This is a genomic window from Paenibacillus sp. YN15, from assembly GCF_003285005.1.
Classification (GTDB): Bacteria; Bacillota; Bacilli; order Paenibacillales; family NBRC-103111; genus Paenibacillus_AR.
Genome location: NZ_QMFA01000034.1, coordinates 24,189 through 45,742 on the forward strand (window position 1 = coordinate 24,189; position 21,554 = coordinate 45,742).

18 protein-coding genes are annotated in these 21,554 nt (G+C 55.8%); 3 read left to right on the plus strand and 15 right to left on the minus strand.

Annotated features, from left to right (window positions below):
• Positions 1-5: 5 nt before the first annotated feature.
• The 7 genes from DQG13_RS22310 to DQG13_RS22340 form a co-directional block, all read right to left on the minus strand.
• Complete coding sequence (locus tag DQG13_RS22310; protein ID WP_113022432.1) at positions 6-1,562, minus strand: extracellular solute-binding protein; 1,557 nt, start codon at positions 1,560-1,562, stop codon at positions 6-8.
• 117 nt (positions 1,563-1,679) lie between these two features.
• Positions 1,680-2,552, minus strand: coding sequence for a carbohydrate ABC transporter permease (locus DQG13_RS22315; RefSeq protein ID WP_113022338.1), 873 nt, complete (start codon positions 2,550-2,552; stop codon positions 1,680-1,682).
• A 33-nt stretch (positions 2,553-2,585) separates the two neighbouring features.
• Positions 2,586-3,551, minus strand: a complete 966-nt coding sequence (locus DQG13_RS22320) for an ABC transporter permease (RefSeq protein ID WP_113022340.1) — start codon at positions 3,549-3,551, stop codon at positions 2,586-2,588.
• A 279-nt stretch (positions 3,552-3,830) separates the two neighbouring features.
• Complete coding sequence (locus tag DQG13_RS22325) at positions 3,831-5,327, minus strand: extracellular solute-binding protein (RefSeq protein WP_113022342.1); 1,497 nt, start codon at positions 5,325-5,327, stop codon at positions 3,831-3,833.
• 47 nt (positions 5,328-5,374) lie between these two features.
• Positions 5,375-7,693: an AraC family transcriptional regulator gene (locus tag DQG13_RS22330; RefSeq protein ID WP_113022344.1), complete on the minus strand. Its 2,319-nt coding sequence runs from the start codon at positions 7,691-7,693 to the stop codon at positions 5,375-5,377.
• A 209-nt stretch (positions 7,694-7,902) separates the two neighbouring features.
• Entirely contained in the window at positions 7,903-8,715 is an 813-nt protein-coding gene (locus DQG13_RS22335; protein WP_113022346.1) for a TrmH family RNA methyltransferase, read from the minus strand.
• Positions 8,712-9,374 (minus strand): potassium channel family protein, encoded by a 663-nt coding sequence (locus DQG13_RS22340; RefSeq protein ID WP_113022348.1) that lies wholly within the window; start codon positions 9,372-9,374, stop codon positions 8,712-8,714. Before DQG13_RS22340 ends, DQG13_RS22335 begins: the two co-directional genes overlap by 4 nt.
• Before the next feature lie 176 nt (positions 9,375-9,550).
• On the opposite strand from DQG13_RS22340, the gene sspI reads away from it, so the two are divergent.
• On the plus strand, positions 9,551-9,760 hold the full coding sequence (gene sspI, locus DQG13_RS22345) for a small acid-soluble spore protein SspI (protein ID WP_113022350.1): 210 nt from the start codon (positions 9,551-9,553) through the stop codon (positions 9,758-9,760).
• A gap of 68 nt (positions 9,761-9,828) precedes the next feature.
• On the opposite strand, the gene DQG13_RS22350 is transcribed toward sspI, so the two are convergent.
• Together DQG13_RS22350 and DQG13_RS22355 are read right to left on the minus strand one after the other, a co-directional pair.
• Positions 9,829-10,839 carry a bile acid:sodium symporter family protein gene (locus DQG13_RS22350; RefSeq protein WP_113022352.1) on the minus strand — a complete coding sequence of 337 codons (1,011 nt, stop codon included), beginning with the start codon at positions 10,837-10,839 and terminating at the stop codon, positions 9,829-9,831.
• Positions 10,840-10,946: 107 nt separating this feature from the next.
• Complete coding sequence (locus DQG13_RS22355; protein ID WP_113022354.1) at positions 10,947-11,696, minus strand: YheC/YheD family protein; 750 nt, start codon at positions 11,694-11,696, stop codon at positions 10,947-10,949.
• 284 nt (positions 11,697-11,980) lie between these two features.
• On the opposite strand from DQG13_RS22355, the gene DQG13_RS22360 reads away from it, so the two are divergent.
• Complete coding sequence (locus DQG13_RS22360; protein ID WP_113022356.1) at positions 11,981-13,054, plus strand: RpnC/YadD family protein; 1,074 nt, start codon at positions 11,981-11,983, stop codon at positions 13,052-13,054.
• An 88-nt stretch (positions 13,055-13,142) separates the two neighbouring features.
• Here the strand turns inward: DQG13_RS22360 and DQG13_RS22365 are convergent, their stop codons facing one another.
• The 4 genes from DQG13_RS22365 to DQG13_RS22380 all read right to left on the minus strand — a co-directional run bounded on the left by DQG13_RS22365 (position 13,143) and on the right by DQG13_RS22380 (position 18,291).
• Positions 13,143-14,735 (minus strand): peptide chain release factor 3, encoded by a 1,593-nt coding sequence (locus DQG13_RS22365; protein ID WP_113022357.1) that lies wholly within the window; start codon positions 14,733-14,735, stop codon positions 13,143-13,145.
• A gap of 67 nt (positions 14,736-14,802) precedes the next feature.
• On the minus strand, positions 14,803-15,873 hold the full coding sequence (locus DQG13_RS22370) for a metallophosphoesterase family protein (RefSeq protein ID WP_113022359.1): 1,071 nt from the start codon (positions 15,871-15,873) through the stop codon (positions 14,803-14,805).
• Between the two features lie 183 nt (positions 15,874-16,056).
• Positions 16,057-17,610 carry a glucose-6-phosphate dehydrogenase gene (gene zwf / locus DQG13_RS22375; RefSeq protein ID WP_113022361.1) on the minus strand — a complete coding sequence of 518 codons (1,554 nt, stop codon included), beginning with the start codon at positions 17,608-17,610 and terminating at the stop codon, positions 16,057-16,059.
• Positions 17,611-17,841: 231 nt separating this feature from the next.
• A complete protein-coding gene (locus tag DQG13_RS22380; RefSeq protein WP_113022362.1) occupies positions 17,842-18,291 on the minus strand; it encodes a GNAT family N-acetyltransferase in 450 nt (149 codons plus the stop codon).
• Between the two features lie 226 nt (positions 18,292-18,517).
• Here DQG13_RS22380 and DQG13_RS22385 point away from each other — a divergent pair, with 226 nt between their 5' ends.
• Entirely contained in the window at positions 18,518-19,738 is a 1,221-nt protein-coding gene (locus DQG13_RS22385) for a hypothetical protein (protein ID WP_113022364.1), read from the plus strand.
• Positions 19,739-19,806: 68 nt separating this feature from the next.
• Here DQG13_RS22385 and DQG13_RS22390 read toward each other — a convergent pair whose 3' ends face one another.
• Together DQG13_RS22390 and DQG13_RS22395 are read right to left on the minus strand one after the other, a co-directional pair.
• Positions 19,807-20,463, minus strand: a complete 657-nt coding sequence (locus tag DQG13_RS22390) for a response regulator (protein WP_113022365.1) — start codon at positions 20,461-20,463, stop codon at positions 19,807-19,809.
• The gene (locus DQG13_RS22395) at positions 20,435-21,493 is read right to left on the minus strand and encodes a sensor histidine kinase (protein WP_113022434.1); all 1,059 of its coding nucleotides are present in this window, start codon (positions 21,491-21,493) and stop codon (positions 20,435-20,437) included. The genes DQG13_RS22390 and DQG13_RS22395 overlap by 29 nt, the downstream gene beginning before the upstream one ends.
• Positions 21,494-21,554: the final 61 nt, after the last annotated feature.

Genomic DNA, 21,554 nt, shown 5'->3' on the forward strand with positions numbered 1-21,554 from the left:
CGCTGTTATTTTTTGCTCTTCAGATAAGATGCCTTATACTCTTCCATCATCTTGTCCCCGCCGTTCTTTTTCCACTTCTCCACTTCCGCTTTCCAGCCCGCTTCATCAATTTTGCCCATAATGAACTTGGTTTCGGCGTCGGTAATCTGCTGCTCCAGCTCGCTGCCCCGCTCCGTGTAGGTGGCGGAAGCCAGGGTCAAGGCCGGATTCGGCACGGCGTATTTGTCATTGTCGGCGACGATTTTATTGTTCTTGAGGAACAAGTCCGTTTGCTTCATCGGCTTATCCATATTGTAAGCCTCCCCGCGCTGGAGCAGGGTGTCGCGGTAGGGCTTCACTTCCTTGGCGTCGGCATCCTTATCCAGGGGAATGGTAAAATTGCCCTCCACCTTATAGTGTTTGCCCTCGATCCCCTTGTTAAGCAGGTACACCATCTCTTTGTCCAGCAGCTGATCCAGGAAGGTCAGGATTCGCTTCATCTCGGCTTCGGTTTTAACCGCGGATTTCGGAATGGCCAAAATACCGGCATTGCCGCTTTCGCCAGGTACCCGGATGCCGCCTGCCCCTTCCATCGGAACCGCATCGATTACGGCGGTAGGCACCACCTTCTCCAGATTCGTCTGCATGGACTGGGCGTTGCCGCCGGAAATCCGCATAGCCACGCGGCCCGATTCATAGGTTTTGTCGATGGTCAGGGCATCGGTAACGGCAAAATCCTGATTGATCAGCTTTTCGTCGTACAGCCGTTTGAACAGCTTCAGCGTGTTAGTAAATTCATCGGTCATAAACTCCGGGGTAAAATTGCCCTGGGCATCCACCTTCCATTTGTTCGGACCGCCCTGGGCCACGCTCAGGCGGGTCAGGGTGGAGGCGACACCCTGATTGTAGTTCTTATCCAGCATCAGCCCGTAGGTATCCCTCTTGCCGTTTTTATCCGGATCGGCGTCTGCTGCCGTTTTCAACACATTATACCATTCATCCAGAGTTTTCGGCACCTTCAGGCCCATGGCGTCAAACCAGTCCTTGCGGTAATGGAGCACCGCGCGGCCAATTCCCCGGTAGACCGGAATGCCGTACAGCTTGCCGTCCACCTTGATATTGTCATAGTAAATATCCGACTGGGCGGACAGATTCTTGTAATCCTTCAGGTACGGCCCCACCTCCCAAAATACGCCGGACTGCATGGCGCTGACGATAGTAGGCACGTAGCTGACCTTCACCAGCTTGGGAAGCTCTCCGGAGGCAAGCATGACATTGATTTTCTCGTCGTAGCCGGAGGTGGGAATCCACTGGAAGCTCAGATTGGTGTTGGTGTATTTGGCAAGAGCCTGCTCCATGGGATTTCCTTTGGCCGGAATCTCTCCGGGCTGGTGGACTGCAATGGTAAGGTCAAGGGGCTTCAGCTCCTCCTTGGCCGCCTGGCTGGCAGCGGGACTGGCCGCCGGACCGGCGCTGCCTGCTGGGCTTGCGCTGCCCGCCCCTTGCCCGTCATCCGATCCGCAGGCCGATAATACGGTGGCGGCCAACATGATGCCGCCCATAATACATGCCGTTTTTTTCATCATTTTTTCTTTCCCTCCGCTATTGGTGGTATTGGTCTATGGGAAATCCGGGCCGGTCTGCCGAAGTGCCAGGCAGCCGTCCGGATGTGCATAGCATACAGCTCTTGCCGGCAGCACTCAGCCTTTGACCGAGCCCAGCATAACTCCTTTGGCAAAATGCTTCTGCAGGAACGGATACACCAGCAGAATCGGAACTGTGGCAAACACGATAACCGCCATGCGGATGGTAAGCGGCTGGATATCCGTATTGTCGATGGAGGTATCGCCGATGCGGCTTTGGGACAGGATGACAATCTGGCGGAGCAGCACCTGAATGGGGTACAGCCGGCTGTCGTTGATGTACAGAATGGCATTAAAGAACTGGTTCCAGTGGCCCACCGCATAAAACAGGCCGAAGGTGGCCATAGCCGGCAGGGACAGGGGCAGCACAATGCGGAACAGGACCCCTACATCGGTGCAGCCGTCGATCCGTCCCGAGTCCTCCAGCCCGTCGGGAATCTGCTGGAAGAAGTTCTTCAACACAATCAGATTGAAGGCGCTGATGGCGCTGGGGATCATAAGCGACCACAGGGAGTTGGTCAGATGCAGCCCCTTCACCACAAAATAGGTGGGAATCATGCCGCCGCCGAACAGCATGGTGAACAGCACGCCCAAAAGCACTACCTGACGGCCCCGCAGCCGGGTTTTGGCCAGAGGATAGGCCATCAGAGAGGTGAAAAACAGGTTGATCACCGTTCCCACCACCGTAATATAAATGGAGACCAGCATGCTCCGGAACAGCGTGTCCGTGGAGAAAATGTAGCGGTACGACGCCAATGACCATTCCTTGGGCCACAGAATCAAGCCGCCCCTGGCCACCTCCGCCGGGCTGGTAAACGACACGGCCAGCACGTATATAAACGGCATGACGCATACGGCTGCAATCACTGTCAGCAGCAGGGCATTCACAATGTCAAAAATCCGGTTGCCTAGTGTTTTATCATGTTGCATGATGTGCTCCTCCGTTCCTCGTTAGGGCAAGCATTAATAAATGCCCTCCTCACCGAATTTCTTGGCCAGCCAGTTGGACCCCAGCACCAGCACCAAACCTACGGCGGATTTGAACAGCCCCACCGCTGCGCTGTAGCTGTATTGGGCCTGGGTCATGCCCTTGGTATAGACGTAGGTGTCGAAGACCTCCCCCACTTCCCGGTTGGTGGGCGTCAGCATGAGGAAGATGTGCTCGAAGCCGGAATCCAGGAAATTCCCCAGCCGGAGAATGAACAAAATGACGATGGTGCTGCGGATGGCGGGAAGGGTAATATGCCACAGCTGGCGCCAGCGGCCTGCCCCGTCAATCCGGGCGGCCTCATACAGCTGGAGATCCACCCCTGCCAAAGCAGCCAGGAAGATAACCGTTCCCCAGCCCACCTCTTTCCAGATGGATTGGGTAATGATCATGGTCCGGAACCATTCCGCTTCCAGCAGGAAGGCGATTTTTTGGCCGGTGAGCCGGTAGAGAAACTCGTTTAACACGCCATTTTCCGTGGTCAGCAGGATATAGAAAATTCCCACCACCACCACCCAGGAAACGAAGTGGGGAATATAAACCAGGGTTTGAATGAAGTTTTTGAATTTGGCCCGCCGCACCTCATTGAGCATCAGGGACAGAATGATGGGCATGGGGAAAAAGAAAATCAGATTGTATACCGCCAGAATAACGGTATTGCGGAACAGCACGCCGAACTGCGGCTCGGAGAAGAACCGTTCAAAATGTTTAAGGCCGACCCACGGACTGCCCAAAAAACCGGTATAGGGCTTGTAGTCCTGGAAGGCCATGGTTACCCCGTACATGGGCACATACTTGAATACAATAAAATAGATCACGCCGGGGAGCAGCATCAGATACAGCCATTTATCCCGGACCATATCCCGCAGCAGAATGCCCAGCTTGCCCTTCCTGGCCTGCAGGCCGGGAGCCACCGCCGGAGCAGCCACTTCCTGTTTCATCTTCGCAACCTCCTATGAGTTCTCTGTGTTCTGCCCCCATCTTGAACCAGGTTGCCATAACAGGCTATAGGGCTGGTAAAACCATGTTGCCGTGGGCAGCGGGAATTCCCGGGAATATGCCATTCACAACTTTCGGATGCGCATGATAAAACCATGGGAAACTCCGGCTGTGCTGCGGACAGTGGCGGGGCGGGAGGCGGCAAAAAAACAGCCCCGGCTCTGCATCATTGCAGAACCGGGACCGCAGATTTGAAGCCATATCCGTTTGGAGCCTTTGTTTTATTTCCTGTTCCGTTTGCTGTAGGCCTCCTCGTATTCATGGATCACCCGTTCCCCGCCGGCCTGCCTCCACTTGGCCAGCTCAGCCTCCCAGCCCGCTTCGTCAATCAGCCCCATAATAAATTTGGTTTCCGCATCCGTGATAAGGGTGTCCAGCTCCTTGCCCAGCTCCGCAAAGGTATCGGATTCCAGCGTCAGGGCAGGATTATCCACAATATGCGCCCTGTTCTCCCTGTTGATTTGCTGGCTCTTCCGGAACAGCTCCGGCTGGGAGCTGGGTTTGATGGCATCCGATTCCTCGGCCTGGCGCAGCAGCATGTCCCGGTAAGGCTTCACTTCCTTCAGGTCCAGCGTGCGGTCCAGCACCTCCGTAAACGCCCCTGCATCCTTCCAATGGCGGTTCTCCACCCCCTTGCCAATAACAGTCTGCATCGGCGGCTCCAGCAGCTTGTCGAGAAACTGCAGAATTTTTTTGACCTCGGCCAGAGTTTTCACGGAATCCTTGGGAATGGCAAAAAATCCGGCATTCCCCGCTTCCCCGGGCAACCGGATGCCCGCTGGCCCCCGGAGGGGAGCCACGTCCACCGCGGCGTCCGGAACGGTTTTGCCCAGCTTATCCATCCAGGTCTGGGCATTGCCGCCGTTAATCTGGATGCCGGCCCGGCCCGAATCGTAAATTCTTGCCGTTTCATTGGTATCCACCACGGCAAAGTCGGAATTGATCAGCTTTTCCTGATACAGCCGCCGGAACATCTTCATAGTTTCCAAAAAGGGCTTGGTCATAAATTCCGGGGTAAACCGCCCGTCCTTCTCCAGCCACTTGTTGGGCCCGCCCTGGGAGACAGAGATCCGGGTCAAAAGGGAGCCGACATCCTGGTTGTACCTTTTTTCCAGCACCATGCCGTAGGTATCCCGCTTCCCGTTGCCGTCGGGATCATCCAGCGTCATGGCCCGCACCACCCGGTACCAATCCTCCAGGGTAACCGGCAATTGCAGACCCAACGCGTCAAACCAGTCCTTGCGGTACTGGATCACGGCCCGCCCCAGCTCCCGGATAATGGGGATGCCGTAGATTCTGCCCTCCACCGAAATGTTGTCATAATATTGCCGGTCCAGCGCCGACAAGGACGGATACTCCTTCAGCAGCGGCCCCAGCTCCCAGAATTGCTCCGCCTTCATGGTGGCGATGTAGGTGGGGGAATAGCTGATTTTGATCAGCTTGGGCATTTCCCCGGAAGCGATCATCAGCCGCAGCTTGTCATCGTAAGCGGACAGGGGAATCCACTGGATTTGCAAATCGGTATGGGTATAGGCTTCAATGGCTTGCTCCACGGCATTATTCTTGGGAGGCAGCTCTCCGATCAGAGGGGCCCCGATGGACAAATAAAACGGACTTTCCCCGCCGGTGCCGCCGTCTTCTCCGCCCCAGGAGCCGCATCCTGCAAGCATCCCCGCCACAATCAGAAAAACGCAACCAGCCGCCACCGCTTTCTTCATCCGGCTCCACCTTTTTCTTTAGGATATCATGTATTGCCCGGCCAGGATTACTCCAGTTGCCCCTTCAGAATCTTCTCCCGGTACTGTCCCGGTGTGAGATGGTACATTTTTTTGTAGCTGCGGATAAAGGAGCTGACGTTATTGTAATGCAGCCGTTGGCTGATCTCGGAGATTTTCAGGTCGGTGGTCTCCAGCATCGCCTTGGCCATTTTCATCCGGTAGTCGGTCAGATATTCGCTGAAGGGAATGCCGATTTCCTGCTTGAAAATCCGGCTCAAATAAACGGGATGGTAATTGAGAAGCTGCGAGCAGGATTCCAGGGTAATGTCCCGGTCGTATTGCTCCTGGATCATCTGCACCAGCTTGTCGGCGATTTTGATATACTGGCTCTCCGACTTTTCCGACAAGACCCGGATCATCGGGCCGAACAGCTTCGATTCAAACCAATGGATAATTTCCTCCCGGGTCTGCAGGTGGAACAGCCGCTCCATCACTCCATCGTCCCCCCACAGCTTCTGCAGGGAGATTCCCTGCTCCTGCACCAGCTGGATAAGCCGGGAGGCCAGCTGCACAAGCAGGATTTGGTGCTTTTCCAGGTGGCCTTCCTTATACAAAAGCGCATTTAAATATTGCTGGAAAACGGCGGAGGCGCTTTGGGGCTGCAGCTCCTTAATGGCGTAAACAAGCCTTTCCTCCAGCACCTTCAGATGGGAATTTTCGTAGCGGTCTGTCCCCTGGCTGTTCTCAATATCGCCGTAATGGACAATGATCTCCGGCCCCAGATTGATCCGCGCCTTCAAGGCGGTGAGGCTTTCGCCGAATGCCTTGACCGTATCGGTAAGCTGGACAAAGGGATTGCTGATGCCGATGCTCACCTTCAGCTGCAGTACCTGGTCGGCATACCGCCTGATGCATTCCGCCGCTTCATAAAACAGGCCCCGGACCTCTTCCCTGTTTTCCTGATCCGCAGCAAGCAGCGTCACCTGGGACTGGTTGATGGTAATGGGCGGAAAACGCATGGAGGCCGGGAGCACCTCCTGGGCAATATTGCTGATGGCGTACAGCAAGAGCTCCCGGTCCTCCTCGCTGTAGCGGGTTTCCTGGAGATTGTCAATCTGGAGAGCCAGTACGCCCAGCCATTTCCAACCGGCGGGAAAGCCGTCTCTGGAGGAGCGGAACAGGTAGTCATTCTCCGTCATTTGGCCCGTAAACAGCTTCAGCACGAAAAATTCCTTCAAATGACTGGCTTGCCCCAGCATCTGCTGCTCCACCCGGTCCCGGGAAACAGCCAGAGACTGCATGCTGTTTTTGATAAATTCCAGCTCATCCTTTTTCGGCTGGGTCTGATGCTCCTGGCCGGAGGAGCCCAACCCCCTGGCCACCTCCAGCAGGTTGCCGATGGGTTTGTACATCCGCCTGCTGCCATATAGCGCCGCGGCAACGACAATAAGCAGAATGGAGGCACAGACCAGGAAGGTCAGCTGGGCAATTTTGTCCGTTTCCTTCTGCAGCTCGCCGATGGAGACCACAGACACATAGGTCCAGCTGTTATAGGTGGAGGAGCGGTACAGCACGGCTATTTCCTCGCCGTCCAGCTTCATATTGAACAGCCCCTGGCCCTGCCGCTCATCCTGGGCAGCCGCAAGACGCTGCTCCACGGCGCGGCTCACTCCCGCATAGCGGTTCTTCTCCGCCTCGGATGCCAGCACATCGGCCCCGTCCCGGTCGAGAATATAGTTGCGGTTGGAAATATTGGAGGGGGCCAGCGCCTCATTGATTTCCGACGCCACAATCCGGATAACGAGAAGCCCCTGGGGTTTGTCCGTCTGGGGCAGGATGGGGATTTTGTGCACCAATGTAATGGATTCCACCGAATCGGCAAACCCGTCCCCGTTGGAGGGAGCCAGCCCTGTATACCACTGGATGCTTTTCGGCTCCTTGGCATAACCGGCAAACTCCTGGTTGTCCTCAAATTGCTCCAGCGGCTTCAGAACATTTAAGTTCAGCACCCAGCTGCGGTTAAAATTCACCAGATACGCCTGGGTAATGACGGCATCGCCGGATTGCAAATTGTACAGCTCCTTGGAGAGCTCCCGGACCGATTCAAAATCCGCTGAGCCGAAGGAGGTATTCATGGATGACTTGACCAGAGACGAGTTGGCAAATTGGGTAGCCGATTTTTCAATGGACTTGAGCATCTGCTCCACCCGCAGCTGGGTCTGCGCCAGCCATTCCATATTCACCTCTTTTACCTTTTTCTCGATGTCCCCGGAAGCCATGGAATGGGAAACGAAGCCGATCAGCACAGCGGGGAGCATGCCTAACACCAGACTGTACGAAAGTAAACGCAGCGAATATTTGCTCAATCGGATTCCTCCTGGAGTCTATTTCATCCATTCGCTTCAGATAACCTATAAGCATCATCTCCCGCCGGGAAATGACATGCAATATGCCTGATAAAACTTTTTAGGCCGCCAAAACCATACCTGATGAAATGATTGGGCCGGCCCTTTGCCAAAACAAGCAGAAAAGCCTGCAAGAAAATCCCGCAGGCTTGGTCCAACATGCGCTTAAATTATTTTGAAAAATGCCGCTGCCGCACAGCCTCGTACAAAAGAATGCCCGTGGCCATAGCCACATTCAGGGATTCCGCTTGTCCCGGCATGGGGATAATAATGTCCTCGTTTACATATGCGGCCAGCTCCGGAGAAAGCCCGCTGCCCTCATTGCCCACCAGAAACCAGACGGACTGGCGCAGGTCCAGCTCGTAGCAGTGACGCCGGGCGTCCAGCCGGGTGCCCACCAGCCGGATGCCCTGCCGGCCCGCGGCAAGCAGCAGCTCCTTCAGGTCGCATTCCGCTATGGGCAGATGGAACAGGGAGCCCATGGTGGAGCGGACTGTCTTCGGGTTGTACAAATCCACTGTTCCCCGTCCCAGCAGCACACCGGTTGCTCCCGCGGCATCGGCGGTACGGATAATGGTCCCCAGATTGCCCGGGTCCTGAACCCCGTCCACAGCCACTACAAGGGCCTGTTTGGACTCCAAAAAAGCCGCCGCCTCATAGTCCGGTTTGGCGCATACGGCAACAACCCCTTGGGGGGTTTTGGTTTCCGTGCATTTGGCCAGAACCGTCTCGCTTACCCCTACCCATTCCACATTGCCGCTTTGCTCCGCCATAGCACCGGCAGAGCGGTAATGCTCCAGCTCCCCTGGCAGCTCCCGGTCCATGTTGTAAAGAATGGTCTGCACCTTTGCTTGCGACCGGAGGGCTTCCTGGGTCAGATGAACGCCTTCCAGCAGAAAAGCGCCCTGCTCATCCCTTCCCCGTTTGGTCAAAAGAGCGCTCCAGGCCTTTACCCGGGGATTGGCTGCCGATGTAATGATCATGCTTGTTCTACCACCTTTTCCAGCCGGGTCAGGTTTGAATTCTCCCCGATGATGACCAGAATGTCCTGCTCCTGGAGCTTTTCATCGGCGTTGGGGGCAATATTAAGCTTGTCCCCTCTGCGGATTCCCATCACATTGCAGCTGTATTTGGCGCGGATATCCAGCTCCCGCAGGGATTGCCCCGCCATCGCCTCCCCGGCCCGGACCTCCACAATGCTGTGCTCCTCGGACAGCTCGATGTAGTCGAGGATATGCGGGGAAATCAGATGGTGGGCCACCCGTCTGCCCATATCCCGCTCGGGAAATATCACCTTGTCGGCGCCGATTTTGGCCAGCACCTTGCCCTGCAGCTCACTTGCCGCCTTGACGATGATGTTGGGAACGCCCATTTCCTTCAGAATCAGGGTGGTCATAATGCTGGCCTGGACATCCTGCCCAATGGCAACTACCACAACATCAAAATTGCGGATGCCCAAATTGCGGAGAGCATCCTCATCCGTGGAATCCGCCTGGACGGCATAGGTCACCCGGTCGCTGATTTCCTGGATTCTGGCTTCATTATCATCCACCGCCAGCACCTCGTACCCCAGCTTGCCGAGATATTCGGCCACACTGGAGCCAAAACGCCCCATCCCAATAATCGCAAATTGTTTTTTCATTGTTCCTGGCTCCCTTCGCCGCGCTATGCACATGCTTCTATTGTAGCATAAAATCCTGAAATAGCCCGGCCCTTGCCGCTGGAACCACCTGTTAACCTCCGGGGAAGCATGAAGCTGCGCAGGGCTGTGCATATTAGTAAAGGAATATCAGTTTTTTGAAACGGGGGATTAGGCAAATGAATCTGGATTTGCGTCAGGCGATTGTTCGCCGGGTGGAGGATAAAAACAATGAAGAACTGCGTGAAGTCATTGAAGGCTCCATCGGCGGGGATGACCGTGCGCTGCCCGGCTTGGGGGTACTGTTTGAAATCATCTGGACCCATACGGATGAACAGATCCAGCAGGAACTGGTAAATACCTTAAAGGAAAATTTGCACCACCACTAATGCGTATTGCAACATATACGAAAAAACCGGCTGACTGTCCATCGGATAGCCAGCCGGTTGCTGTTGTTTTACCCTTTGGCCGCCAGATCCCTTGGTTTGGCCGCCGGTTTGGTTTTGAGCGGAATCCCTTCATCGCGGCTGCCGTAGGCTTTGCTTAAGAAATGGGCGTAGGTGGAGGCCAGAATCTGCTGGAACAGCGTGCCCACCATAACCGGAAATACCACCGGAGCGGGAAAATAAGTGGCGGCAATAACCGCGCCTGCACTGATATTGCGCATGCCGCTGTTGAAGGTCATGGCTACAATGACGCCCTTATCGCCCCTCAGACCTTTGCCGGTAAGCCAGCCCCATACATAGCCGGAGGCCGCAATCATCAGAATGGTGGCAGCAACCGCCAAAAACTTCCCGTCAATATGCTTGAAATTGGGGGCAACCACCGAGGCGTTAATGGCCACCACCAGGATCAGGCCGATCTTGCTGAACGGCGCCAGCTTGGGGGCCAGACTAGTTTTGACGCCGCCTTTGGTCCAGTGGTTCAACGCCATTCCCGCCACAGAAGGCAGCACGACCATCCAGATCAGCCCTTGCATCATTCCCCAGATATCAATGGATACGTTGGCTCCTACCAGAAGCCGCAGGGTAAAAGGCACGACAAAAGGGGCCAGGAAGGTATCCACCAGAATAATGGACAACGTCAGGGCAATATTCCCCTGATAGAGGCTGACCCACATAAAGCTGACAATCCCCGTAGGAATGGCAAAGGCCAGCACAATCCCCGTTATGGTATACGGGTCATTGGCGAAGAGCAGATGGCCGGCACCCCACGCGATCAGCGGCATCCAGACATGCAGAATCAGCATGCAGGCCAACAGCGGGGCCGGGTGCTGCATCACCTTTTTCATGTCCTTAAAGCCCGACCCAAGCCCTCCGGCAAAGGTCATAAAGGCGAATATCCAGGGCACGAGAAAGGAAAACGAAGTGAGCCAGGTGGAAAACAAGACGCCAAGCAGCAGGCTGCATGGCGTTACAAAAGGCATCCATTTTTCAATAAAACGGTTAAAGCGGTACATCACTTGCATGGCTTGCTGCTCCTTTCATGGTGCATAAACACTTTACTTTCTCTACTATACACCAAAATGAAAGAAGAGCAGTAGGAAGTTTTTACGAAAATGCTACAACAGGAATGTTACTTGGATTTAATCCGTCCGTACGCCTTGGCATAACGGATCACCTTGCGGGAAATATCCTTATCCTTTAAGACACGGAAAATATAAGGGTCCGGACAGGTGTTTACTTCCAGAATCCAGCTTTTGTGGCTCCGGTCCACTGCAATGTCAATGCCGACCTCCTTGATGCCGGGATAAGCCGCTTCCAGTTGCCTGGCGACGGAAACGCCCAACCGCTTCAGCCCTCCTGTAAAGGCTGCCCGCTCCGACTCTCCCATATGTGCTTGAAGCAGGGTGGGCACCGGCTTAAGCGTACCGCCGCTGTGATAATTGGTGACAATTTTGCCCGGATAGGCTACCCGCCCTACCATGGCGGTGGATTCCCAGCGCCCCGCGGGACTTTTTTGCACCATCACCCGGATGTCAAACCGTCTGCCGCCATACTTCAGCAGATGGATGCCCTTTTGAACCAAATATTGCCGTCCTCCCGTAACCCGCTTCAAACCGTCATATAACCCGTCGTAGGTGGAAAAGGTGCGGATCGTGGTGCCCGATTGGAATTTGAATCCGCCGTTCTCCCGTTCCACACGGATGACTCCCTTGCCGAAGGTGCCCTTGTCCGGCTTGACATAGACCATGCCATACTCCGACAGCATCGCCTCCAGTGTAGCTTTCCCCAACTGGCGGGTATCGGGAATATGCTCCCGCACCGCAGGATTCACCTTAATGGCCTCCGTCTTCCTCCACTTGCTGTGAACAAACCTCTGCACGCTTTCCGTCCCCTCTTTTCCCGTCAAATTGCTTGATGCCCGTCATCCATATCCTATGTGGGGACTTGACGGTTGGAGCAGGCGAAGTGGAATTGCCGGCAAAATTATGCGGCTGCCGCTTCTCGACATCCGGCCTGCCGTATGTTATGCTTATCGCAAGCATATACAACGACGCAAAGCATGCGCCGATTGCTCCTGCAAGGGAGCGGTCGGCGCTTTTTCTATTTGTGGCGCCGCCCACACGGTCCGGGAACAGAATATGGTATAATGGGGGAAGAAAGCGCATGGGCGAACAAGGGAAAAAAAGGGGTAAACGCGAAGCGGTTCAGCTGGATCACATTATGCGCATGCTGTTCCGATTATCCAAACGGACGGTGGTCCGGCTGATTAACGGGCTGTTTCAGGAAGCCCTCGCCGAGGACAGTGTGAAGCTGCACTATGCCAACAGCCGGTTTGTCAATGACAGATTGCGGGCTATTGAAGGGGACTTCTTCCTGACGGTGGAGCTCCCCGGCGGAAAAAAGGAGTTTCACGTGGAGTTTCAGACTCTGAATGACTCCTCCATGGCTGTCCGGATGTTTGAATACGGCTTCCGCCATGCCTTGGAGCATTACCGCTCCGCTCAGGCCGCGCCAACGGATGCCATCGATTTGTTTTTCCCGCGGCAGCTGGTGATTTTCTTGGAGGAAAACCACCGGATCGCAGAGTCCGTTCAGCTGCGGCTGCATTTTCCCGACGGACAGACAGCCGAATACCGGGCCCCCACCCTGCGCTATTGGACCTATACGGGGGAAGAATTAGCCGGGAAGCAGCTTTATGCCTTGATTCCGCTTCAGGTTTTCCGGGTGAGGAAGCGCCTGCAGCAGATTGCGCGAAGCGGCTTGACCACTGCAGAGAAACGGCAGCGAATGCTTGCCGAGTTCGATGAACTGAAGAAGATTATTACCCGGACGCTGGAGCAGTTGGAGATGCTTTATAACCATGATGAGCTGGATACCGGTGACTTCGAGCAGCTCCTGCGGGCGCTGCAAAGCATCACCGATTACTTATATCACCATTATGATGTTTACCAAACCCAAGTGGACAAGGAGGTGAGGCAGATGCTTGAGCCCTGGTTTGATTTTCCCAAGCTGAAACGGGAAGCCCGCCGAAAGGGCCTGCTGGAAGGCAAGATTGAAGGTAAGATTGAAGGTAAGATTGAAGGAAAAATGGAAGGCAAACTCGAGGTGGCAAGAAGGCTCCTGGAAAAGGGCAAGCTGACTGTTCCGGAAATTGCGGAGGCGGCTGACCTGACCCTGGAGCAAATTGCACAGCTTCAGCAAAACCGGCAGGAACAACCGGATCAGCCTCCAATGTGAGTATACCGGCACAGCATCATCCCAAAAAGCCCCTTCATCCGGCAACAGCACCGGACAAGGGGCTTTTTATCATGTATGAAACGCCCGCTTACGGCGCTGTTTCCAGGAACTTGGCCGTAGGATTCTTCTCCATGGAGGTGCGCAGGGCATATTCATTCTCGAACAGCGCCACATAATTCTCGCTTTTGTCCTTGACCAGCTGAGAGTTGACGCGGAACTTGCCGGGGTCAACCTTCTCATCCACAATCCAGCGGGCAAACTGGAAGGGCAAACGCTGCATCAGCACATCGACGCCATACTCGTTTTTCATGCGGTATTCGAATACCTCAAATTGCAGCTGGCCAACTACGCCGAGAATCATATCCTCAAAGCCGATGGATTTGAACACCTGAATGGTGCCCTCCTCCGTCAGCTGATCAATTCCCTTCAGGAATTGCTTCTGCTTCAAGGCGTTCTTGATGGATACCTTGGCGAAAATTTCCGGGGAGAATACCGGCAGCTCGGCAAAGGTCTTCTGGCTGCCCTGGCACAGGCTATCCCCAATGCGGAAAATGCCGGGGTCGAACAGACCGATAATGTCTCCCGGATAGGCAGTATCCACAATATCCCGGTCCTGGGCCAAAAATTGCTGCGGCTGAGCCAGCTTGATGTCCTTGCCGGCCCGCACATGCTTCACCGTCATCCCCCGTTCGAACTTGCCGGAGACAATCCGCAGGAACGCCACCCGGTCCCGGTGGGCGGGATTCATATTGGCCTGAATCTTAAACACATAGCCGCTGAACTTTTCCTCGGAAGGGGGCACCTCGCCTTCGCTGCTGGCGCGGGGCTGGGGCTTGGGCGCAAGAGACAGGAAATTGTCCAGGAAGGTTTGGACGCCGAAGTTATTGATGGCCGAGCCGAAGAACACCGGCGTCAGCTCCCCGGTCCGCACCTTTTCGTAATCGAAGGCGTCTCCGGCGATTTCCAGAAGGGCCAGCTGCTCCTGAAGCTGCTCATACAGATAATCCGGTCCGGCCACCTCCTTGACCAGGGGATCATCGTAGCCGCTGACTTCCTTCACACTGATGTTGTGGTGCTCGTGGTCACCCCCCTGGAACAGCTCCAAGCGGGTTTTCTCCCGGTCGTATACGCCGCGGAACTGCTTGCCGGAGCCAATGGGCCAGTTCATGGGATAGGAGCGGATTCCCAGCAGATTCTCAATCTCCTCCAGAAGCTCGAAGGGGTCCCGGCCCTCCCGGTCCAGCTTGTTAATGAAGGTAAAAATCGGAATGCCCCGCTTGCGGCAAACCTGGAACAGCTTTTTGGTCTGGGCCTCGACACCCTTGGCCGAGTCAATCAGCATCACCGCGCTGTCCGCGGCCGTCAGGGTCCGGTAGGTGTCTTCACTGAAGTCCTGGTGACCCGGGGTATCCAGGATATTGACCCGGTGGCCCTCGTAATCGAACTGCATCACGGAGGAGGTAACCGAAATCCCCCGCTGCTTCTCAATTTCCATCCAGTCGGAGGTGGCGTGGCGGTTGGCCTTCCGCCCCTTAACCGTACCGGCCAGGCGGATAGCGCCTCCGAACAGCAGCAGCTTTTCCGTCAAAGTGGTTTTACCTGCATCAGGGTGGGAAATAATGGCGAAGGTCCGCCGCTTATCGATTTCCGTCAATAGCTCTTGGGTTAAGGATGTACTCATGCTTTTTTTGATTCCTCTCTAAGGCCTGCACACAACTTACGCTCCGTCAGGCATATATCGTCAATGTTTATACTTTAACAGATTGCAGCTTGACCTTCCAGTCCGCCTCCGGTATCCATTCCCCGGTGCTGAATTCCCTGCCCTTAAGCTCCACCCGGTCGGCAAAAACCTGCACGTACAGCCCCTGGGCGGCATCCGGCCGGACATGCTCGTATTTGGCGTTCAGCACCCGTCCCACAGACGAGTTGACGAACCAGTGGAAGCTTTCCTTTAAATAGTGGGCGGTTCCGTTGGTGAAGTCCTGGTGCCCATGGCCGGAGAATACAAACACATTGGGGTACGGCTGCAGAATCTCCCGGAACTTCTTCGCCGGAATGACCCGGTGGGAGCCTCCGTCCTGCCCCGCCGCGGGCAGCGGCTGGTGAATCATCACAAATACCGGCCTGCCCGGTTTGTTGGCCGCCAGGCGGTCCTTCAGCCAATTCAGCTGCTCCTCCGAATACCAGGCGCCTTCGCCTACATCCGCTCTCGTCTGCTGATAAATCTCCTGCGACATCATGAGGATCAGATAGTCCTTCACCTCCACCTCGTAATAGGGCTTCTCCAGCTTAAAAAAGTCCAGGAACGCCTTTTGGGACTCTTCATCCGTCCGTCCGTTGGGAAAGCCCTTCTGATTCCAGTTGTCCTCCTTGTCAATCCACACCCGGTAATAATCATGATTGCCCATGTTGGCATAATATGGCGGAAGCTTGTACTTGGACAATACGGAGCGGAGCTCCTTGTAGTCCTTATCCGTACCCGACTCTGTTACATCCCCGGTAAAAATGATGCAATCCGTAGCGGATTGGAATTTCTTCGTAACCTCATCCAATGTTTTCTTCAAATGCTCCGACGGATAAGCCACCCCCGAATTCACATGAAGATCGCTCAGAATAAAAAATGACAGCAGCGGTCCCTCCGGTCCTGCCGAGGGCGTGGGTGACGGAGCATCGGTTGAAGGTGCGGGCGACGGACTTCCGGAGGCTTCCGGAACGTCTCCTCCGCCTGCGCCGGGCCGCCAGCGGACAAGCCCTGTGGCTACAACCGCACCGCCCACGGCAAGAGCAGCCAGCCATTGAAGAAAACCTCTTCGGTTCATGTAACAGACCCCTTATTGGATATTTTTTTATGCAAAAAACCTTCGTTGCATCATCCCCTGCCTGTTATTATACGATTTCCATCCGGTTCCTGTACATCTCCAGCTTTGCCGATTACTCCGGAAAAATCCGCCGGAGTCGGCACAAAAAAGCCGCCGGCTTCCTGCTTCCGGCGGCTTCCCCATTTACTCCTGACCCTTCACCCACAGCACATCGCTTTCCTCCTGGCCATTGATCGGCCACCAGTGGAAGCCGTCCTCCGCCAGCAGCTTATCCATGGCCTCCGGTCCCCAGGACCCGGCAGGGTACAGGCTCAGGTCGCGGGAATCCCGCTTCCACGCCTGGACGATCCGGTCCACGAAGCGCCATTGCAAAGCCACCTCGTCCCACCGGGTAAAGTAGGTGGATTCTCCCCGCGCCGCATCATACAAAAGCCGCTCGTACGCTTCCGGCGTATTCAGCCCCACCTGGCAGCTTTGGCAAAAATCCATGGCTACCGGAATGATCAGGGAATCCGAACCCGGCTGCTTGGCGTTGATTTTAATGTAAATGCCCTCCAGGGGATTCACCCGGAACACCAGCAGATTGGGCTGGAGCTTGGTCCGTTTGGCCAGATAGATATTGTCCGGCATGTTCTTAAATTCCACCACTACCTCCGTGGTTTTCACCGGCAGCCGTTTGCCTGTACGGATATAGAAGGGCACCCCCGCCCAGCGGAAGTTGTCCACATACAGACGTGCGCCGAAGTAGGTCTCGGTTACCGAATCCGGCGCCACCGCCTCCTCCGACCGGTAGCCGGGCAGGGCCTTGCCCCGGAGTACACCGTCCGTATATTGGCCGCGCACCACATTGGCCCGCACATCTTCCAGGGTTTCATGAACCCGCAGAGAGCGGAGCACCTTCACCTTTTCGTCCCGGATATCCTCCGGATTCAGCCTGGAGGGCGGCTCCATAGCCATCATGGTGACCATTTGCAGCATATGGTTTTGGCCCATATCCCGGATGGCGCCGGAGTGGTCGTAATAGCCGCCCCGCTCCTCCACCCCAACCGTCTCGCTTAGGGTGATCTGGATATTGGCAATATATTTGTTGTTCCATAACGGCTCAAAAAAGGCATTGGCAAACCGGATAATTTCGATATTCTGGACCATTTCCTTGCCCAGGTAGTGGTCGATCCGGAAGATTTCCTCCTCGCGGAACACCTCGCCGATCTGGCGATTGAGCTTTTCGGCGGATTCCAGGTCATATCCGAAGGGCTTCTCAATCACCAGCCGGTTCCAGCCGCTGCCCTCCAAAAGCCCGCCCTGCTTCAGATTATTGGCCACACCGGCAAACAGCTCCGGCGCCAGGGCCAAATAAAACAGCCGGTTTCCCTTAATGTCGAACTTGTCCTCCAGCCGCTCGGAGGCATCCTTCAGCGCTTTATACCCCTCCACATTGTGAATGTCCAGGGACAGATACTCGAAGTGCTCCACAAACCGCTGCCAGATTTCATCCTCGATATTCACCTTATAACGGGCGAATTCGGCGATGGATTGGAGAAGATCGGCCTTGAACTGCTCCTTGGTCCTGGTTCTCCGCGCCAGGCCAATGACCGCAAACCGTTCGGGGAGCTTGCCCTCTTTATAAAGGCTGAAAAAAGCGGGGAACAGCTTCCGCTTGGCCAAATCCCCCGTTGCACCAAAGATAAAAAATACCGCACCGTTCTCTTTAAACGCATCAAAGCGCGAATCGCTCATGGACCTGACCCTTCTTCCTTTATGTATTCAAAATGTATTCAAAATAATAAACGCCCCTGCTCCCTGCCGCAGGCGCCGGCTATTCCTAGCATAAAGTGTAGCATACCTTGACGCCATTCCCAAACGATACAACCGCTTTCACATAAAATATCCCCTTATGAAATTCGTATTGCTTCATTTCCGCAAAAAAACAGGGGATTGGACCAGTTGCCCTTATGCACCCCTGTTTTTTTATTTTATCCTTCTGGACAAAATCAGCATCCGGTGCTCAGGCAGGTAGCTTTCCACCTGAAACCCCTTCATTTCATAAAACTGCCTGGCATGCCGATTGGGTTCATCAACGCCCAGCCGCATTAACACAGCCCCCCGGCGCCGCCCGTAGCGCTCTGCCGTTTCAATCAGCGCACTGCCGATGCCGCGGCCCTCCGCCTCCCGGGAAACCGCCAGCATGTCGATGGATAAGGTTTGGCCCTCCGTTTTGCAGCTGATAAACCCCACAGCCTTGCCGCCGGTCCCTTCCGCCACGTACACCCTGCATTTGCGCCATCTGTCGATGATTTCACTCCGCCTGAATTTAATCGTGGGTCTTGCCTGCCGGGCAAAAGGAATCAGCCGGGTCAATATCAGCTGAAAAAGCTCCTTGTCATCCTGCTCCGGAATCCGGGTCCGAATCTTAACCATGGGGTATCGCTCCCTTAAAGCCCTTGTTGCTACATCTTACGCTTAAGCCCGTATTCGGTCATAGGCGAACAGGCAATTCTGGCAATTCTCCGCCTTGAATCGGGAGCCGGAGGATAAGGCCTTGCGATCATGCCGGATTTGGTTCGGAATGCTATAATAAGGGTAAATATTGGGATTAGGAAATCGTTCCGGCCTCTTTAGAAAACCGTTCATGAGGAGATTGCCCATGCTGCCTATCCGCCCCGTCCGCAAGCTGAAATCCTATGAGGAGCATCTCGACTTTTACCGGTACAGCACCGCGGCTGTCATCCGCAGGGCCCAGTCGCCTTATGCCCATATGCGGCGGAAAGCAGCCTCCTTTCCTTATGCCAAGGAAGCGGATATAGAGGCGGCGGAGCGGTTTGCCGTTGCATTGGCCAAGGTCTTGGCGGCGGCAGCCGTCTTAAGGGGAATCGCCGAGCAGTTGGCCGATCCGGCTGCAAGCCAGGCCCTGAACCGCCGCGCTGTGGACAACGGCAGCCCGGAGGCGGTCCATGTGAAGGCGGAGCCGGGAGCCCCTTTAGGCGCCTATACCCTGGAAATCAGGCGTTTGGCCGTGGCCCAGATCAGCCGCACCGCCTTTTTTGCCCCTGATGCCCCCACCACCGTCCGCCGCGGCATGAACCGGCTGGTGCTGGCTACGCGCCAGGAAAACAAGGAGCTGCAATGGCTGGCAGGGGAAGGCATGTCCCATAAAGCGGCCCTGACCTGGCTTAGAAACAGCATCAATACCGCCTCCGACCGGGTCCGCGCCTCCATGGAAAAGGACTCCGATACCGGACGGATCAGGCTGGTGCTGGAAGCCGCCGCAACCGGCGCCGACGGCGCTTTTTTCCTGCAGGATCTGGAGGGCAATATGGCCTCGGCTACAGGATTAACCATCAAGGACCAGCCTGCTTCCGATGCCCAATACCGGGTAAACGGAGGAGACTGGACATTTGCGTCCGAAAACCGGCTAACCTTGCCTGCCCTGGGGCTGCATCTGCAGCTGCTGGCCAGTACCGCCAAACCCGCCGTATTCACTGTCGCCCCCGACTGGGCGCACATCCGGGAGAAGCTGGCGCAGCTGAATGCTGCTCTGGATGGGCTGGGGGAACATCTGGCCCAATCGGCAGACTATCTGAATCCCCGCTTCCAACGGGAACTAAGCCGCATCCGGGAGCCCTTTCCCCGGGAGGACGAGCTGGAGGACCTGGGACATTTGGCTGAGGTGACCGCGCTTCTGACAGGAGAACACGGGTTAATCCCCGGCCTGCTGAAGCTGATCGCAGAGATGGAATCGGTGCCGGCGGAGGACCTGCTGAACCGGGACAATAGCCGCTACAAGCGGTATGCCAACTATTTGGCCTCCCGGGAATGGTATTCCCAGCTGCCCCACCAAGGCCTGCTATTGAACCGGTTCTGGTAAAACATTCCCCCAAAAACAAACAGCCTCCGTTTCCCTTCCCGGGAATCGGAGGCTGTTTCAGACACGCCCTACTCGGCCAAACCGTGCTTGTGAACATATATGGCCGCCTGGGTGCGGTCCTCCACACCCAATTTGGCAAGAATGTTGGTGACGTGGAACTTAACGGTTTTGATGCCGATAAACAGCGCGTCCGCCACCTCCTGATTGGATTTGCCCCCGGCGATCAGCTGGAGCACCTCCATCTCCCTCTCCGTTAAATCCTCGTGGGGAGCATGGGCCGGTTTGGGCTGGCGGAACCGGTTCATGATCTTGGAGGCCACCTGGGATTCGAGAATGGATTGCCCCCGCGCCGCCGCGCGGATAGCCGCCGCAATCTCCGTAGCCCGGGAGGTTTTCAGCAGGTAGCTGAACGCTCCCGCCTCGATAACCGGATACATCTTCTCATCATCCAAATAGCTGGTCAGCACAATCACTCTGCAATCGGGCACCAGCTGCAAAAGCCGTCGCGTGCTTTCAATGCCGTCCATCCCATCCATCACCAGATCCATCAATACCACATCCGGCTTGTACTCCTGGGCCAGCCGGATGCCGTCCATGCCGTTGCTGGCTTCGCCCACCACCTCAATGCCGTCCTCCGTGCCCAGCACGGCGGCCAGTCCGATGCGAACCATCTCATGATCGTCCACCAGCAGCACCTTAATGGATTCTTCCGCTTGTTCTTCCATCGACCAGCTCTCCTTCCTCTTCGCCCATCACCGGCGCGCGGATTTCGATCCGGGTTCCTTTGCCCGGGGCAGAAATAATATTGAGGGAACCGCCGATTTCAGTGACCCGCTCCCGCATGGACAGCAGCCCGTAGGAGGCATGCTTTTCTTCATCCGGGGAAAAGCCCACCCCATTGTCCCGCACAGACAGTCTGACCAGGTCAGCGGGACATTGCAGCTTAATCTCCATCTGCGTCGCCTTGGAATGGCGCAGAGTATTGGACAGCGCCTCCTGCACAATCCGGAACAGCTGATCCTCAATCCCTTTGGGCAGCTGGAGCTCCTCATCCATTTCATATGTAATGTCGATGGGCACCTTAGCCTGAAGCTCCGCCAGCAGCTCCCGCAGCCCCTGGGCAAGCCGCTTGCCCTCCAGATGCACCGGCCGCAGATGAAGCAGCAGGGCACGCATCTCCGATTGGGCCACAGAGGACATTTCCTCGATCAGGTGAATCTGCCGCTTGGCCTTTTCAAAATCCTTCTCCAAGGTCCGGCCCACCGCCGTGGCCGTCATGGAAATGGCAAACAGCTGCTGGCTGACAGCATCATGAAGATCCCGGGCCAAACGCTGCCGCTCCTCGACGACCGCCGAATACCGCGCTTTTTCCGCCAGCTCCGCATTATTGGTGGACAAACGCTGGAGAGAAGACACCTGCTCCTCCCATTTCCGGGAAATCCGGTTCAGCTGCTGGCCCAATCGGCCAATCTCGTCCTCGCCCAGATAAGGCACCGCACGGGAAAGATTGCCCTTCTCCAGGAGCATCATCACGTCCTGAAGCTGCTCCAGCCGGGCGGAATTCCGGTGGCTGGACCAAAAGCCGTACCCACCGCCGATGAGCACGGAGGCTCCCGCCATCCCCAAAAAGAGCTTCGCTCCCTCCCGCCATGAGGAAAAAGCCGTCAAAAAGCCGTATATATAAAGGAAATACAGCGCAAGCCCCAAAAGCGCCAGGCTGAATACAATGGATTCGCCCATGCTGCGCCAAATCATATTGGTCAGACGTTTGCCCACGGGCGTCCCCCTCCTGAGAGCTTTCCGAAAGGAAAGCTTG